This window comes from Methylorubrum rhodesianum (genome assembly GCF_014199985.1).
Taxonomy (GTDB): Bacteria; Pseudomonadota; Alphaproteobacteria; order Rhizobiales; family Beijerinckiaceae; genus Methylobacterium; species Methylobacterium rhodesianum.
In genome coordinates this window covers 112,333-126,691 of the sequence record NZ_JACHOS010000005.1, presented here as the reverse complement: position 1 = coordinate 126,691, position 14,359 = coordinate 112,333, and the positions used below count along the sequence as shown (strand labels likewise).

Genomic DNA, 14,359 nt, shown 5'->3' with positions numbered 1-14,359 from the left:
CTCAGCGCAGCTTCAGCGTGGCGAGCCCGACCAGCGCCAGGATGACGGCGATGATCCAGAAGCGGATCACGACCTGCGGCTCCTTCCAGCCCTTCTGTTCGAAGTGGTGGTGAATCGGCGCCATGCGGAAGACGCGCTTGCCCGTGAGCTTGAACGACAGAACCTGGATGATCACCGACATGATCTCCAGCACGAACAGGCCGCCGACGATGGCGAGCACGATCTCGTGCTTGGCGGCCACCGCGATCGAGCCGAGCAGGCCGCCGAGCGCGAGCGAGCCGGTGTCGCCCATGAAGATCTGCGCCGGCGGGGCGTTGAACCAGAGGAATCCGAGACCCGCTCCGATCACCGCGCCGCAGACCACGGCGAGTTCGCCGGTGTCGCGCACGTAGTTCACCTGGAGGTAGCTGGCGTAGATGACGTTGCCGACGAGGTAGGCGATCACGCCGAAGGTGGCGCAGGCGATCATCACGGGGACGATGGCGAGCCCGTCGAGGCCGTCGGTGATGTTGACCGCGTTTCCAGCGCCCACGATGACGAAGGCCGCGAACGGCACCCAGAACCAGCCGAGGTTCAAGAGCGCGTCCTTGAAGACCGGGAAGGCAAGCTGGTTCTGCAGCGCCGGCGGCGAGTAGATCGAGATCATCAGGCAGGCCGCGCCGGCGATCGCGAATTCGAGCAGCAGCCGGAAGCGGCCGGAAAAGCCCTTGTGCGACTGCTTCGTCACCTTGAGGTAGTCGTCATAGAAGCCGATCGCGCCGAAGCCGAGGGTCACGGCGAGCGTCACCCAGACGTAGTGGTTGTGCGGGTTGGTCCAGAGCAGGATCGAGACCACGGCGCCGGCCAGGATCATCAGGCCACCCATGGTCGGGGTGCCGCGCTTGGTCAGGTGGGTCGCCGGGCCGTCCTCGCGGATCGGCTGGCCTTTGCCCTGGCGCAGGCGCAGCAGCGAGATGATCCAGGGGCCGAACCAGAACACGAAGAAGCCCGCCGTGAACAGCGCGCCGCCGGTGCGGAAGGTGATGTAGCGGAACACGTTGAGGGGCGTGAGCGTGCCGCTCAGTTCCGACAGCAGATAGAGCATGCGTTCGTCCGCCCGCGGCAGGTCGTTGTTCGGCGTGCCCGGCGACGCGCGCGGAGCGCGGCCGGCTGGAACGGCCGGGCGCGAGGGCCCGGTCGGTGGATGAAGCTCAGCGGACCGCGTTCAGCGAGGCTTCGCGCGGGTCCGGCGCGACCGCGTAGCGGGCTTTGACCGCTTCGACAATGCGGACCATGCGCATGGAGTTGGAGCCCTTCACCATCACGGCATCGCCCGGACGCAGGGTCGCAAGCACGGCGTCGGTGACGTCCGCGGCGGTGAGGCCGGCCGCTCCCCGCACTGCCATCGGCAACGCCTCGAACAGGTGCGCCATCAGCGGGCCGACGGCGAAGACGAGATCGATGCCGTTCGCGGCGACCGCCTCCGCAAGCTCGCGGTGGAGCGCCTCGCCGGCCGCGCCCAGCTCCTTCATGTCGCCGAGCACGGCGATGTGCCGGCCCTTGGCGCCGGTCTCGATCCCGGCAAGCGTCGCCAGGGCTGCGCGGATGGAGGCCGGGTTGGCGTTGTAGCTCTCGTCGATGAGGAAGGCCTCGGCTTCGCCGGCCCCTTGCTCGATCCGCAGGGCGGTGCGCTCGCCGCGCCCGACCGGTGGCTTCAGTCCCGCCAGCGACAGGGCGGCGCGGGCGAGGTCGGCGCCAAGGGCGTGGATGCAGGCCAGCACGCCGAGCGAGTTCATCGCCACGTGCCGGCCGGGCGTTCCGAGCTGGTAGGTGACAGGAACTCCCATCACGGTGGCGTCGACCACCGAGACGTCGGGCCGGGTCAGGATGCGGTTGGCCCGCACATCCGCCGCCGCGTGCTCGCCGAAGGTGATGATGCGTCCGGCCCGCGAGGCATGGGCGTGGGCGAGCATCCGCTCGTAGTTCGGGTTGTCGCGGTTGATCACCGCGACGCCTCCGGGCTTCAACCCGGAAAAGATTTCGCCCTTGGCGTCGGCGATGGCCGAGAGCGAGCGGAAATGCTCGATATGCACCGGCTCGACCGTAGTGATCAGTGCCACGTCCGGCCGCACCATCGCGGTGAGCGGCAGGATCTCGGCACCGTGGTTCATGCCGATCTCGAACACGCCGAAGCGGCTCTCCGCCGGCATCCGCGCCAGCGTCAGGGGCACACCCCAGTGATTGTTATAGGAGGCGACCGACGCGTGGGTCGCGCCCTGTGCCGAGAGCACGTGGCGCAGGGCCTCCTTGGTGCCGGTCTTGCCGACGGAGCCGGTCACCGCGACGATGGCGGCTCCGGTGCGGGCGCGGGCGGCCAGCCCGAGGCGGCGCATCGCCTCCAGCACCGGATCCTCGCCCTCCTCCGGTACGGCGAGGACCGGACCGTTTCTTTCGAATTCCGCGGCGCGCGAGGCCGCGACCACCGCCGCTCCGGCGCCTTTCTCCAGGGCAGCGGGCACGAAGTCGTGGCCGTCCCGCGCCTCGCCGCGGATGGCGAAGAACAGGTCGCCGGGCTCCAGGCTGCGGGTGTCGATCGAGGCGCCGGTGACCGCGCGGGGCGCGCCGATCAGGCGTCCGCCGGTGGCCTCTTCCAGGGAATCCGGGGTCCAGAGGGGGGCGTCGCTCATCCGTTCAACTCCGCGATCGCGGCGCGCAGGGTGTCGTGATCCGAGAACGGGAGCACGCGTGACCCGACGATCTGGCCGGTTTCATGACCTTTGCCGGCCACCACCAGCACGTCGCCGGCGCTCAGAGCGCGCACGCCGGCCCGGATCGCCTCGGCCCGGTCGCCGATCTCTTCCGCGCCCGGCGCCGCGGCGAGGATCGCGGCGCGGATCGCGGCGGGCTCCTCGTTGCGGGGGTTGTCGTCAGTGACGATCACCCGGTCGGCGAGGCGCTCGGCGATGGCGCCCATGATCGGCCGCTTGCCGGCGTCGCGGTTGCCGCCGCAGCCGAACACCACGACGAGGCGTCCGCTGGCGAAGGGGCGCAGCGCCGTCAGCACGTGCTCCAGCGCCTCCGGCTTGTGGGCGTAATCGACGAGGCAAAGCCCGCCCTTTGCCTCGCCGATCCGCTCCATGCGGCCCGGCACGCCAGTCAGTCCTTCGAGCGCCGCGAAGACGCCTGCCGGATCGGCCGCGCCCGCCGGCGTCGCCAGGGCGAGACCCGCCGCGAGGAGCGCGTTCTCGACCTGGAAGCCGCCGACGAGCGGCAGGCGCACGCGGTATTCCCGGCCGCCATGGGCCAGCATCAGGCTCTGCGAGAAGCCGTCCGTGCCGGCCTCGATGAGGCGGATGAAGTCGCCGCCGCGTCCCGTGGTCCGGACAATGTGCCCGGCGGCGTCGGCCGCGCCGATGACGCGCTCGGCATAGGCGCCGTCGGCGTTGACGATGGCGGGGCGGCCCTCGGGCAGCAACGTTGTGAACAGCCGGAGCTTGGCCTCGAGATAATCCTCGATCGTCGGGTGATAATCGAGGTGGTCGCGGCCGAGATTGGTGAAGGCGGCGGCCGTCAGCTCGACCCCGTCGAGGCGGCGCTGCTCGATGCCGTGGGAGGAGGCCTCCATGGCGAGATCGGTGATGCCCTCCTCCGCCAGCCGCGCCAGGGTCTCGTGCAGCGTCACGGGATCGGGGGTCGTCAGGGAGCCGTAGGCCGCGCCCCGGTTCGTGACGATGCCGACGGTGCCGAGGCTGGCCGCGTCCCGGCCGAGACGCGACAGGATCTGCCGTACGAAATCGGCGACCGAGCTTTTGCCGCTCGTGCCGGTGACCGCCACCACCGTCTCCGGCTGGCGCCCGGACAGGCGGGCGGCGGCGAGGGCGAGCGCCCGGCGGGCATCCGCCACCGCGATCCAGGCCGTCGCGCCGGGCAGATCCGCCGGGCGCGTCCCCTCCCCGACCACGGCGACCGCGCCGGCGGCCGCGGCGGCGGCGGCGAACAGGCGGCCGTCGGCGGTGGTTCCGGGCACGGCCACGAACACGCCGCCGGGGACGACCCGGCGGCTGTCGGCGGTGAGGCCGGCGACGGGGCGGGCGGCGATGGTGGCCTCCGCCTCCGGGAACAGGTGGCCGAGAGACCGTTCGCCGAGAATCCGGTCGTCTGGCGTCGGCTGACTCATGGAGAGAAGATCCTCGGAGGCGTCCTTGCGGGTCAGGCCGACCGGGTACAGGACGCCGTCACTGCCCGTCCACCATGGTCGCGTGATAGGCGCCGAGCTTCACCATCAGCGGGAACGGCTTCACCGGCGGATCGAAGCGCGGCGCCAGTCCGAGGATCGGCGCGGCCCGCTCGATGATCTTGCCCGTCACCGTGCCGGAATTGTAGGCCGCGGTGGCGTAGCCGCCGGTCTCGGGCAGGCCCTGCGGCTCGTCCATGATGGTCAGGAACAGGTATTTCGGCTTGTCCATGGGAGCGGCCGCCATGAAGGTCGTGAACAGGCGGTTCTTGGCGTAGCGCCCGTTGATGACCTTCTCCGCCGTGCCGGTCTTGCCGCCGACATAGTAGAGCGGGACCGAAGCCTTCTTGGCCGAGCCCTCGGTCGCGTTGAGGCGCATGATGAAGCGCATCGCCTCGCTGGCCTCCGGCTTGATCACGTGGCTGGCCTTGGCCCGCGCGGTCGGCTCGTCGGTCTTGAGGAAGGTCGGCGTCATGAGGTCACCGCCGTTGACGATCGCCGCCACCGCCGCCGCGGCCTGGATCGGCGCCACCGCGATGCCGTGGCCGAAGGCGATGGTGATGGTGTTGATCTCGGCCCAGCGCGGCGGAAGGATCGGCGCGGCCGATTCCGGCAGCTCGGTCCGCATCCGGTCGAGCAGGCCCATCTTCTTGAGGAAGGCGCGGTGGCCGGGCACGCCGACGCCGAGCGCCATCTTGGCCGAGCCGATGTTGGAGGAGTGGGTGAACACCTCCGGCATGGTCAGCACGCGACCGGTGGCGTGGTAGTCGTGGATCTTCTGCCGGCCCCAGTGCAGCACGCCGCCGCGGGTGTCGAAGGTCGAGTTGACGTTGTACTTGCCGGAATCGAGCGCCATGGCGAGCGTCATCGCCTTGAAGGTCGAGCCCATCTCGTAGACGCCGACATTCATCCGGTTGATCCGGTCGTCGGACAGCGCGTCCTTCGGCTCGTTGGGATCGAAATCCGGGTAGGAGGCCAGAGCGACGACCTCGCCGGTGGTCACGTCGAGGATCATCGAGGCGCCGGCCTTGGCCTTGAACTTCTCCACGCCCTTCACGAGCTCGTCGCGCACGGCGAATTGGGCACGCAGGTCGAGGGAGAGCTGGATCGGCGAGAGGTCGGTCTGCTTGGCCACGAGGCCGAACTCGTTGAGCGCCTTGTTGCCGCGGTTGTCGATGTACTTCTCGATTCCGGCGATACCGATATTGTCGAGGTTCGTTGCGCCGATGATGTGCGCCGCCGCCACCCCGTTCGGGTAGACCCGCTTGTGGTCGGGCAGGAAGCCGACGCCGGGAATGCCGAGGCGGTGGACTTCGAGCTGCTGCTTGGGGGTGATCTCGCGCTTGATCCAGACGAAGCCCTTCTTCGAGGACAGCTTGGCGCGCAGCTCCGCCGCATTCAGCTCCGGCAGAACGGCGGTCAGGAGTTCGACCGCCTCGTCGGTGTCGAAGGTGCGCGCCATCCGCTTCGGCTCGGCGAAGACCGAGACGGTGCGGATGTCGGTGGCCAGGATCTCGCCGTTGCGATCGATGATGTCGGGGCGGATCGCGGTGGTGGCCGCCGCCGCAACGCGGTGCTCGTCGCTGTTGTTGGCGGGCGTGGCCGCGATCACGATCAGGCGCACGCCGATCGTCATGAACACCGCCGTGAAGGCGAGGCCGACCAGCGCCACGCGGGCGTGGGAGCGCTCGATCGCGAGACGGAACATCATCCGGGCGAGGCGCATCAGCGAAGAGGCCGGCGGCTCGCTCGCCACCACGCGCTCCGGAATCGCCTCCGCCGCCGAAACGGCTGCCGCAGGGGTCGTATCCTGCGCAAACGTCTCCGGTTCCTGCTGCGCGGGATCGGGCAAGGGCGCAGGCAAGGGCGCAGGCAGGGGCGCAGCCAACGGATCGTGCGTCGGATCTTGAGACACGGGGACGCTACCTCGAAACCGCCGGCGGGCGGGTGGAGACGGTGCGGGTGGTGACCGAGCCCGTCGTGCGCGGCTCGTCTCGGGCGCTCGCCGGCTTGTCCTTCGGCGTCACGGTCGGGGTCGCCGTGGAGGCCAGGAGGCGGCCGATCTCGTCGCCCCGGTCGGGCCGGTTCGGCAGGTCGGAGAGGCGCGCGAGATGCCCGTCGCCGATGGGCTCGAGGCTGAGATGCCGCTCGACCGCCGCCTGGAGGCGGTCGGGCCGTGTCAGGAGCTGCCACTCGGCGCGCAGCACCGCGATGGCCTGCCGTTCCTTGTGCAGGGCGGTCTTCAGCTTGGAGACCTGTCCGGCCTGATAGAGCGTGTCGTACTTGATCGAGTAGGCGTAGACCGCCGAGCCGATCAGGCCGACGATCGCCAGCACGTTGAGAAGCCGGATCACCGCCGTGCCCCCCGTCCCTGCGCCGCCGGCAGGCTCGCCAGCGTCTCGATGGCGCTCAGCGGCGGCGGCGGCGGCGCCTCCGTCCGCTCCCCGGCACGCAGCTTGGCCGAGCGCGCCCGCGGATTGACATCCGTTTCCGCCTCCGAGGGCAGGACCGGGCCCTTGGTCACGAGCTGGAAGCTCCTGGGCGCCGGCCGCTCAACGCCCGGCAGGTGGCGGGAGGCCTGTGCCGCCCGGCCGCTCCGGGCGGAGAAGAACTGCTTCACGATGCGGTCTTCGAGCGAGTGGAAGGTCACTACGGCGAGCCGGCCGCCGGGCTTGAGCACACGCTCGGCGGCGTGCAGGCCGCGCACCAGTTCGCCGAGTTCGTCGTTCACCGCGATCCGCAGACCCTGGAAGCTCCGGGTCGCCGGGTGGATCGGGCTGCCGGGCTCGGGCCGCACCACGCCGGCGATGAGATCGGCGAGCTGTGCCGTCGTCTCGATTGGGGCGCGGCGGCGCGCCTCGACGATGGCGCGGGCGACCGCGCGCGAGCGGCGCTCCTCGCCGAAATGGTAGAGGATGTCGGCGAGCCTGCTCTCCTCCTCGCCGTTCACGAGATCGGCCGCGCTCGGGCCCTCGTTGCCCATGCGCATGTCGAGCGGGCCGTCCTGGCGGAACGAGAAGCCGCGCTGCGCCTCGTCGAGCTGCATCGAGGACACGCCGATATCGAGCACGACCCAGTCGGCCTGCGCATCGCCCTGCTGGGCGATCAGGGTATCGAGTTCGCCGAAGCGGCCCTGCACCAGCCGCAGGCGGCCGGCAGAGGCGTCTACCAGACCGGCGCCGGCCCGGATCGCGGTGGGGTCGCGGTCGATGGCGATCACCCGGATCTCGGGTGCGGCATCGAGGAGGGCGCGGGTGTAGCCGCCCGCACCGAAGGTGCCGTCCACGGCCAGTCCCGGCCGGTCGAGGGCGAGCGCGGCGAGGACTTCGGCGAGAAGAACCGGAATGTGGCGAACGGGCTCGGCTGCCGACGTCTCAGCCTTCGACGTCTCCGCTTTCACCGTGCGCGGCGTCCGGCTCATCGCCACCGCCCCGCGGCGCTCTCGCGGAATCCGGAGAAAGCTCGGGCGCCATCCGGCGAGGGACGAGTCATGAAGGCCTGCTGAGTGGACGGACCGCGCGGCGGCCCGGTCGGATGTGGCGACGCCGATCCGCGAACGGCTCCGGCCATGCGCGCGCAGTCCCGCGAGGCAACCTGAGCGAGTGTTGGCCGATCCAGAATAGGGCGTCAACGGGATGGCTCGGGGTAACATGGGCCCTCGAAACGCGTCAACGAGCTTGACCGTGCAGGCTGCTCTGATCTGACCGCATCAAGGTTAACCGAGCGTCAATAGACCGGCCGTTTTCTTGAGGTTTACAGGCGGGATGGCCTGCAACTCATGCCGCGGCATCAGCGCCGCGCTCTCGCATTTTTGCGAATTTCGGAAAGCACTTGGCCGTATCAGAAATGGAAAGGAGTGTTCGGCTGCGCCGGGTGGATCAGCCGGCCTGTAAGCCGGGTTCTGTAGGGCCCGCGAGCAAGCTCACGGACGTGGCAGCCATTCCTCTGGGACGTCCGTTACCGGCCGCCTCGAGCAACCAACCCGGGCGACGAGCCTGGAGAGCGGGCCTGCCCTCCCCTCGCGGGAAGAAGCGTGTCGCCCCTATTCGGTTTTGCTCCCGGTGGGGTTTGCCGTGCCGTCCGCGTTGCCGCGTCCGCGGTGCGCTCTTACCGCACCCTTTCACCCTGACCTCGCAAAGGACGAGCCCTTGCGAGGCGGTCTGCTCTCTGTGGCACTGTCCCTGGGGTCGCCCCCGCCGGAGGTTATCCGGCACCGCCTCTCCATGGAGCCCGGACTTTCCTCCCCGTCTGACGACGGAGCGGCCGCCCGGCCGGCTGATCCGGCGCACGGATTGCGCCCCGAGGGGCGCGGGGTCAAGGCTCAGAGGCGAATTTAGGCCTCCGCCAGCATCCCCAGCCAATCGTCCTCCGAGACCACCCGCACGCCGTGCCGTTCGGCGTCCTTGAGCTTCGAGCCTGCACCGGGGCCTGCAACGACGAGGTCGGTCTTGGCCGAGACCGAGCCCGAGACCTTCGCACCGAGCCGCTCCGCCGTGGCCTTGGCCTCGCTGCGGGTCATCTTTTCGAGGGTTCCGGTGAAGACCACGGTCTTGCCGGCGAACGCCGCCGCCGAGGCGGTCGGGGCCGCGAGCGGCTCGGTGCTCACCTCTTCGAGCAGCGCCCGCACCGCTGCATCGTTGTGCGGCTCGGAGAAGAACTGGATCAGCGAATCCGTCGCCACGGGGCCGATCTCGCCGTCGTCGGCGAACAGGCGGTAGGCGTCTCCGGGCCGCTGCGTCGCCGCCCGTTCGAGAGCGGCGTCGGCTTCCGCCTCACCGCCATAGTGGGCGAGCACCGCCTCGCGCTGTGAGGGCGTGAGCCGTTCTCGCAGTCGCGCGCCGAGGCTCAGATCCTGCATCGCTTCTCCGGGAAGCGGGTCCAGGGTCTCGAACAGTCGGTCGCGGGTGCCCGGCCCGATCCGGGGAAGCGCCGAGAGTTCGAGCCAGTCGCGTCCCGCCTGCTCCCGCGTCGCCGCCGCGAGCGCCGCCATCAGTGCCGGCATGTCGGGAAAGCGCTTGGCCAGGGCCTTGGCGGTCGATTCGCCGATCTGGGGGATGCCGAGCGCGAACAGGAAGCGGTTGAGCGGGATCGTTCGGCGCGCCTCCAGCGAGGCGAGCAGGTTCTTGATCGCCTTGTCCTCCTCCTCGCCCTTCTTCTTGGTCGGCTTCTTCGGCGTCGGCTCACCCTCGGCCCGGCGCTGGGCCGAGAGCGCCTCGCGCCGGGCGACGATCGCCGCCTTCAGCGGTTCGAATTCGAGCCGGAACAGATCGGCGGGCTGCTTCACGAGACCGGCCTCGAACAGCACCTCGATATAGGTTTGTCCGAAGCCCTCGAGGTCGAAGCCGTTGCGCGAGACGAAGTGCTTCAGCCGCTCCACCCCTTGCGCCGGGCAGATCAGACCGCCGGTGCAGCGGCGCACCGCGTCGAGTTTTTTCGTGCGCGGGTTCAGCTCGCGCACCGCCCGACTGCCGCAGGCCGGGCAGGTTTCGGGGAAGACGTAGGGCACGGCGTCACTGGGGCGCTTGTCGAGCACCACGTCCATCACCTTCGGGATCACGTCGCCGGCGCGGACCACGATCACGGTGTCGCCGACACGGATGTCGCGTCCCTCGCGGATCGGCTCGCCGTCGGCGCCGACGCCCTGGACGTAACCCTCGTTGTGCAGCGTCGCGTTCGAGACCACCACGCCGCCGACGGTCACCGGCTTGAGGCGCGCCAACGGGTTGAGCGAGCCGGTACGGCCGACATTGATGTCGATGGCGACGAGTTCGGTGATCGCCTCCTGCGCCGCGAACTTGTGAGCGAGCGCCCAGCGCGGTGCCCGGCTGACGAAGCCGAGCCGGCGCTGGAAGCCGAGATCGTCCACCTTGTAGACGACGCCGTCGATGTCGTAGCCGAGACCGGCCCGCTCCGCCTCGATGGCGCGGTAATGGGCGATCATCTCCTCGGCCGAGCGGCACAGCTTGGTCCGCGGATTGACCGGCAGGCCCCAGCCCCGGAACCGCTCCAGCACCGCCGACTGCGTGTCGGCGAAGGGGTCGGACACCTCGCCCCAGGCATAGGCGAAGAAGCGCAGGGGGCGCGCGGCGGTGATCGCGGGGTCGAGCTGGCGCAGCGAACCGGCGGCGGCGTTGCGCGGGTTGGCGAAGAGCGGCTTGCCCGCTGCCTCCTGCCGCGCGTTGATGGCGGCGAAATCCGCGTGCGAGAGGTAGACCTCGCCGCGCACCTCCAGCACCTCGGGGATGTCCCTGCCGGACAGCGTCTCGGGGATGTCCTCTACGGTCAGGGCATTGGCGGTGACGTTCTCGCCGACCTCGCCGTCGCCGCGCGTCGCCGCGGTCACGAGCCGGCCGGCCTCGTATCGCAGCGACAGCGACAGGCCGTCGATCTTCGGCTCGGCGGTGAAGGCGACAGGCTCGTCGGCCGTCAGGTTGAGGAAGCGGCGCACGCGGGCGACGAATTCCTCCACGTCCTCGTCGGCGAAGGCGTTGCCCAGCGAGAGCATCGGCACCGCGTGCCGGACCTTGGCGAACTTTTCCGAAGGCTTGGCGCCAACGCCGGCGCTCGCCTCGGTCGTGCCGGTCAGTGTTGGAAAGCGCGCCTCGATCGCCTCCAGCTCCTGGCGCAGGGCGTCGTACTCGGCATCGGTGAGCTCGGGCGCGTCCTCGTTGTAGTAGAGGTGGTTCGCCCGCTCGATCGCCCGGGACAATTCCGCGTGGCGCGCCTGGGCGGCGTCCTCGCTCAGGGATTCGACGGCGGCGGAGAGGGGCATGCGCGGCATGGGCCGCGTTCTAGCCGATCTCGCGCGACGGTGCGTTAACGCTGGCGCCACGGCGACCCCATTCCCGCCACAACTCGGCGGGCAGAACCGTCGAAACGAGAGCTCGGGCGAAGCTTTGGGAGCGGATCATGGCAGGACGCATCATCACGGCTTTGGCGCTGGCCGGCTTCGCGGGGCCGGCGCTCGCCGCCCCCTGCACGCCGCCGACGCCCCCGCCGGCCGAGGCGCGGCCGGAAAAGCCGAAGCTTCCCGAAAAGCCCGCCTGCCTCGACAAGAAGGACGGCTGCCCCGGCTGGGAGGCCTACAGCTACAACGACGCGATCAAGGCCTACAACGCCCAGGCACAGGCTTTCCAATCAATCGCAGGAGCTTACGTCCAGAAGCTCAACGCGTATGTGAAGGCGAGTTCGGACTACGCGCAATGCGAGGTGAAGGCGCTGCAGCAGTAGCCTCCCGCCTTCGCCAGCATCGGGAATGGTGATAGGCTCAAGCCTATGAGCGTGCAGCCCAAAGTCCGCATGACCGCCGATGAATTCATGGCTTGGGCCGAGGGCCAGCCAGGACGGCACGAACTCGCCGATGGCGAGGTCTTCTCGATGTCGCCGGAGCGTGTACGGCATGCGGTGACGAAATTCGCGGCGCAGACGGCCTTGCGCGATGCGATCCGCGCTTGCCGCGTCCCTTGCGAAATGCTGCCGGACGGTCTGTCCGTTCGGGTCGACGAGCAAACGGTCTTCGAGCCGGATGCTCTCGTCCATTGCGGCGGGCGACTCGATCCCGATGCCACGACGGTCCCCGAACCGCTCATCGTCGTCGAGGTTCTCTCACCGAGCACGAAGCAGGTTGATACCGGCTTCAAGTTCCTCGGCTACTTCCGCCTGCCGAGCGTGCAGCACTACCTCATCCTCGACACAGAACGACGTACGGTGATCCATCACCGCCGCGGCGCAAGCGACTTGATCGAGACGCGCATCGCCGCCTCCGGTGATCTCTCGCTCGATCCGCCCGGGCTCACGCTCCCCGTCGCGGCCCTGTTCGCGGAGCCTTGAGACGGCCCTTGCTTGACGCTTGTCGAGTGGGGTGCGACAGGCCCGGCTCATCTGTCACGCGAGACCGGACGGCCCGATGTCCCAATCCCTCGACCTTCTCGTCCTCGGCAACGCCATCGTCGATCTCATCGCCCATGCCGATGAGAAATTCCTGACCGAGCAGGGCGTGACGAAGGGCGCGATGCAGCTCATCGACGAGCCGCGGGCCGAGAACCTCTTCGAGGTGATGGGCCCGGCCACCGTCGTCTCCGGCGGCTCGGGTGCCAATACCGCGGTCGGCGCGGCGCTGCTCGGCGCCAAGACCGGCTTCGTCGGCAAGGTTCACGAGGACGAACTCGGCCGTCTGTTCAGCCACGACCTGAAGGCGACCGGCGTGCGTTTCGACGTCGCGCCGACGACCGAGGGACCGGCCACGGCCCGCTGCTTCATCCTGGTGACGCCGGACGGCGAGCGCACCATGAACACCTATCTCGGCGCCTGTCAGGGTCTCTCGCCCGACGACGTGGACGAGGCCACCGTCCGCTCGGCCCGCGTCACCTATCTCGAGGGCTATCTGTGGGATCCGCCGGCCGCAAAGGACGCGTTCCGCAAGGCGGTGAAGGTCGCGCATTCCGCTGGAAACGCCGTGGCGCTGACCCTGTCCGACGCCTTCTGCGTCGGCCGCTACCGCGAGGAATTCCTCGAACTGATCCGAAACGGCAGCATCGACATCCTGTTCGCCAATATCGGCGAGCTCCAGAGCCTCTATCAGACCGACGACCCGGAAGCGGCCGTCGCGGCTCTGCGCGAGGAGCGGGGTGTCAAGGGCACGCACCTGCTCGGCCTCGTGACCCGCTCGGCCCAGGGCGCGCTGGTGGTGCGCGGCGGCGAAGTGCGGGCGGTGGAGGCCTTCCCCGCCCGCGAAGTGGTCGACACGACGGGGGCGGGGGATCTGTTCGCGGCGGGCTTCCTGGCCGGCTACACCCGCGGCATCGATTACGTGGCCTCGGCCCGTCTCGGTGCGCTGGCGGCGGCCGAGGTCATCGAGCATATCGGCGCCCGGCCGCAGCGGGATCTTCCGGCGCTGGCGCGCGAGCACCGGCTCATCTGAAGCCGTGCGGCAGAGGTCCGGCGCCCCTGCGGGCGCCGGATTTCTGCGATCAGCGCGAGCCGATCAGCTCCACGTCGAAGATCAGCGTGGCGTTCGGCGGGATCACGCCGCCGGCGCCGCGGGCGCCGTAGCCGAGATCCGGCGGGATCGTCAGGATGCGCCGGCCGCCGGCCTTCATCGTGGCCACGCCCTCGTCCCAGCCGCGGATCACCTGGCCCGCGCCGATGGTGAACGAGAAGGGCTGCCCGCGGTCGCGCGACGAGTCGAACTTCTTGCCCCGCTTGCCGCCGCCCTCATCGAGCCAGCCGGTGTAGTGGACGGTGACCTGCTGGCCGGTCTTCGGCTCGGGGCCGGTCCCGACCACCTCGTCGGTGTAGCTGAGGCCCGAGGGCAGCGTCACGGGCTGGGCGGCGGAAGCGGCACTGGTCATGGCGAGGGCGATGGCTCCGGCGATGGGAAGGATCGAGCGCATGATGATCGTCTCGGCACGTCGTCGCTGACGACGGGGCAGGCGGGTTAGCACGCACCCGCCCGCAAGGCTAATAGCGGGCGCTGAGCGCGGCGCGCTCCGTCTCCGGGCAGGCGCCGGCCTGGGGGCCGACCACGAGGTCGCCCTGGCGCGGATTGTTGAGGGCGAGCGGCCCCGTCTCCTTCCGGCCGAGGAAGCCGCCGCCGAGCTGGTCCTCGAAGAAGCCGTCGCCGAAGCGGATGTAGCAGCGGTCGATGATCGCCACCGTGTCGTAGCTCGCCCGGAAGGAGGCCTGTTCCGGAAGGGCACCCGGTCCGCAGGTCAGTGCCACGTCGATGCGGCCGGACTGATAATAGTTGATCGTCTGCGAGCGGCCGGGCCGCACCGCGACCCAGGGACCGCCGTCGCGGCTGACGAGGGCGATATAGCCGGACTTGTTGACGATCCGGCGGGCGCAGGACGCGTTGGCGGAGGTGATTCCCGTCGACGCGACGGCGAGGGCCGCCGCAAGTCCGAGTGCCGTGCTCAATCCACGCATCAATCCCTCCGCTCGCTCACGTAACGCTCGCCGACGCCGGAAAGGAGCGCTTCCCGACGGCCACGCTTTCGCCGACAACCGGGAGCCGGCCCACCCGTTCCATCGCTCGTCTCGGAACCGGCTTGTTCCCTGTTTCGACGAGGTGAATCGCATGCAAAACGGGTTGCCATGGCCTTCGAGCGACCCGTAAAACCGATTCAAAATGCGGGCGGGCCGGAT

The 14,359-nt window shown here is 69.8% G+C and carries 12 protein-coding genes and 1 other RNA gene; 3 read left to right on the top strand and 10 right to left on the bottom strand.

Annotation, left to right across the window (positions count from 1 at the left end):
• Position 1 precedes the first annotated feature (1 nt).
• From mraY to ligA, 8 genes are all read right to left on the bottom strand, one after another.
• Positions 2 to 1,084, bottom strand: coding sequence for a phospho-N-acetylmuramoyl-pentapeptide-transferase (gene mraY / locus HNR01_RS09105; RefSeq protein ID WP_017483463.1), 1,083 nt, complete (start codon positions 1,082 to 1,084; stop codon positions 2 to 4).
• 106 nt (positions 1,085 to 1,190) lie between these two features.
• On the bottom strand, positions 1,191 to 2,666 hold the full coding sequence (locus tag HNR01_RS09100) for a UDP-N-acetylmuramoylalanyl-D-glutamyl-2,6-diaminopimelate--D-alanyl-D-alanine ligase (RefSeq protein WP_183667482.1): 1,476 nt from the start codon (positions 2,664 to 2,666) through the stop codon (positions 1,191 to 1,193).
• The gene (locus HNR01_RS09095) at positions 2,663 to 4,156 is read right to left on the bottom strand and encodes a UDP-N-acetylmuramoyl-L-alanyl-D-glutamate--2,6-diaminopimelate ligase (protein ID WP_183667481.1); all 1,494 of its coding nucleotides are present in this window, start codon (positions 4,154 to 4,156) and stop codon (positions 2,663 to 2,665) included. Before HNR01_RS09095 ends, HNR01_RS09100 begins: the two co-directional genes overlap by 4 nt.
• Before the next feature lie 58 nt (positions 4,157 to 4,214).
• Positions 4,215 to 5,939, bottom strand: coding sequence for a peptidoglycan D,D-transpeptidase FtsI family protein (locus HNR01_RS09090; RefSeq protein WP_246417458.1), 1,725 nt, complete (start codon positions 5,937 to 5,939; stop codon positions 4,215 to 4,217).
• A 196-nt stretch (positions 5,940 to 6,135) separates the two neighbouring features.
• Positions 6,136 to 6,567 carry a cell division protein FtsL gene (ftsL, locus tag HNR01_RS09085; protein WP_183667480.1) on the bottom strand — a complete coding sequence of 144 codons (432 nt, stop codon included), beginning with the start codon at positions 6,565 to 6,567 and terminating at the stop codon, positions 6,136 to 6,138.
• Entirely contained in the window at positions 6,564 to 7,634 is a 1,071-nt protein-coding gene (gene rsmH / locus HNR01_RS09080; protein WP_183667479.1) for a 16S rRNA (cytosine(1402)-N(4))-methyltransferase RsmH, read from the bottom strand. Before rsmH ends, ftsL begins: the two co-directional genes overlap by 4 nt.
• A 453-nt stretch (positions 7,635 to 8,087) precedes the next feature.
• Positions 8,088 to 8,492: RNase P RNA component class A (gene rnpB, locus HNR01_RS09075), an RNA gene on the bottom strand.
• Positions 8,493 to 8,546: 54 nt separating this feature from the next.
• On the bottom strand, positions 8,547 to 10,994 hold the full coding sequence (gene ligA, locus HNR01_RS09070) for an NAD-dependent DNA ligase LigA (protein WP_183667478.1): 2,448 nt from the start codon (positions 10,992 to 10,994) through the stop codon (positions 8,547 to 8,549).
• A 128-nt stretch (positions 10,995 to 11,122) separates the two neighbouring features.
• On the opposite strand from ligA, the gene HNR01_RS09065 reads away from it, so the two are divergent.
• The 3 genes from HNR01_RS09065 to HNR01_RS09055 all read left to right on the top strand — a co-directional run bounded on the left by HNR01_RS09065 (position 11,123) and on the right by HNR01_RS09055 (position 13,133).
• On the top strand, positions 11,123 to 11,443 hold the full coding sequence (locus HNR01_RS09065) for a hypothetical protein (protein WP_183667477.1): 321 nt from the start codon (positions 11,123 to 11,125) through the stop codon (positions 11,441 to 11,443).
• Between the two features lie 45 nt (positions 11,444 to 11,488).
• Positions 11,489 to 12,043 (top strand): Uma2 family endonuclease, encoded by a 555-nt coding sequence (locus HNR01_RS09060; RefSeq protein ID WP_183667476.1) that lies wholly within the window; start codon positions 11,489 to 11,491, stop codon positions 12,041 to 12,043.
• Positions 12,044 to 12,119: 76 nt separating this feature from the next.
• Positions 12,120 to 13,133 carry an adenosine kinase gene (locus HNR01_RS09055; protein ID WP_017483454.1) on the top strand — a complete coding sequence of 338 codons (1,014 nt, stop codon included), beginning with the start codon at positions 12,120 to 12,122 and terminating at the stop codon, positions 13,131 to 13,133.
• Between the two features lie 49 nt (positions 13,134 to 13,182).
• Here the strand turns inward: HNR01_RS09055 and HNR01_RS09050 are convergent, their stop codons facing one another.
• Together HNR01_RS09050 and HNR01_RS09045 are read right to left on the bottom strand one after the other, a co-directional pair.
• A complete protein-coding gene (locus HNR01_RS09050; protein WP_012456877.1) occupies positions 13,183 to 13,605 on the bottom strand; it encodes an FKBP-type peptidyl-prolyl cis-trans isomerase in 423 nt (140 codons plus the stop codon).
• 67 nt (positions 13,606 to 13,672) lie between these two features.
• Positions 13,673 to 14,140, bottom strand: a complete 468-nt coding sequence (locus HNR01_RS09045) for a hypothetical protein (RefSeq protein WP_183667475.1) — start codon at positions 14,138 to 14,140, stop codon at positions 13,673 to 13,675.
• Positions 14,141 to 14,359 lie beyond the last annotated feature (219 nt).

Bases quoted from the DNA above. Each gene is read 5' to 3' on its own strand.
- mraY (WP_017483463.1), bottom strand. From the start codon at position 1,084: ATGCTCTATCTGCTGTCGGAACTGAGCGGCACGCTCACGCCCCTCAAC.
- HNR01_RS09100 (WP_183667482.1), bottom strand. From the start codon at position 2,666: ATGAGCGACGCCCCCCTCTGGACCCCGGATTCCCTGGAAGAGGCCACC.
- HNR01_RS09095 (WP_183667481.1), bottom strand. From the start codon at position 4,156: ATGAGTCAGCCGACGCCAGACGACCGGATTCTCGGCGAACGGTCTCTC.
- HNR01_RS09090 (WP_246417458.1), bottom strand. From the start codon at position 5,939: ATGCGCCTCGCCCGGATGATGTTCCGTCTCGCGATCGAGCGCTCCCAC.
- rsmH (WP_183667479.1), bottom strand. From the start codon at position 7,634: ATGAGCCGGACGCCGCGCACGGTGAAAGCGGAGACGTCGAAGGCTGAG.
- ligA (WP_183667478.1), bottom strand. From the start codon at position 10,994: ATGCCGCGCATGCCCCTCTCCGCCGCCGTCGAATCCCTGAGCGAGGAC.
- HNR01_RS09065 (WP_183667477.1), top strand. From the start codon at position 11,123: ATGGCAGGACGCATCATCACGGCTTTGGCGCTGGCCGGCTTCGCGGGG.
- HNR01_RS09060 (WP_183667476.1), top strand. From the start codon at position 11,489: ATGAGCGTGCAGCCCAAAGTCCGCATGACCGCCGATGAATTCATGGCT.
- HNR01_RS09055 (WP_017483454.1), top strand. From the start codon at position 12,120: ATGTCCCAATCCCTCGACCTTCTCGTCCTCGGCAACGCCATCGTCGAT.
- HNR01_RS09050 (WP_012456877.1), bottom strand. From the start codon at position 13,605: ATGCGCTCGATCCTTCCCATCGCCGGAGCCATCGCCCTCGCCATGACC.
- HNR01_RS09045 (WP_183667475.1), bottom strand. From the start codon at position 14,140: ATGCGTGGATTGAGCACGGCACTCGGACTTGCGGCGGCCCTCGCCGTC.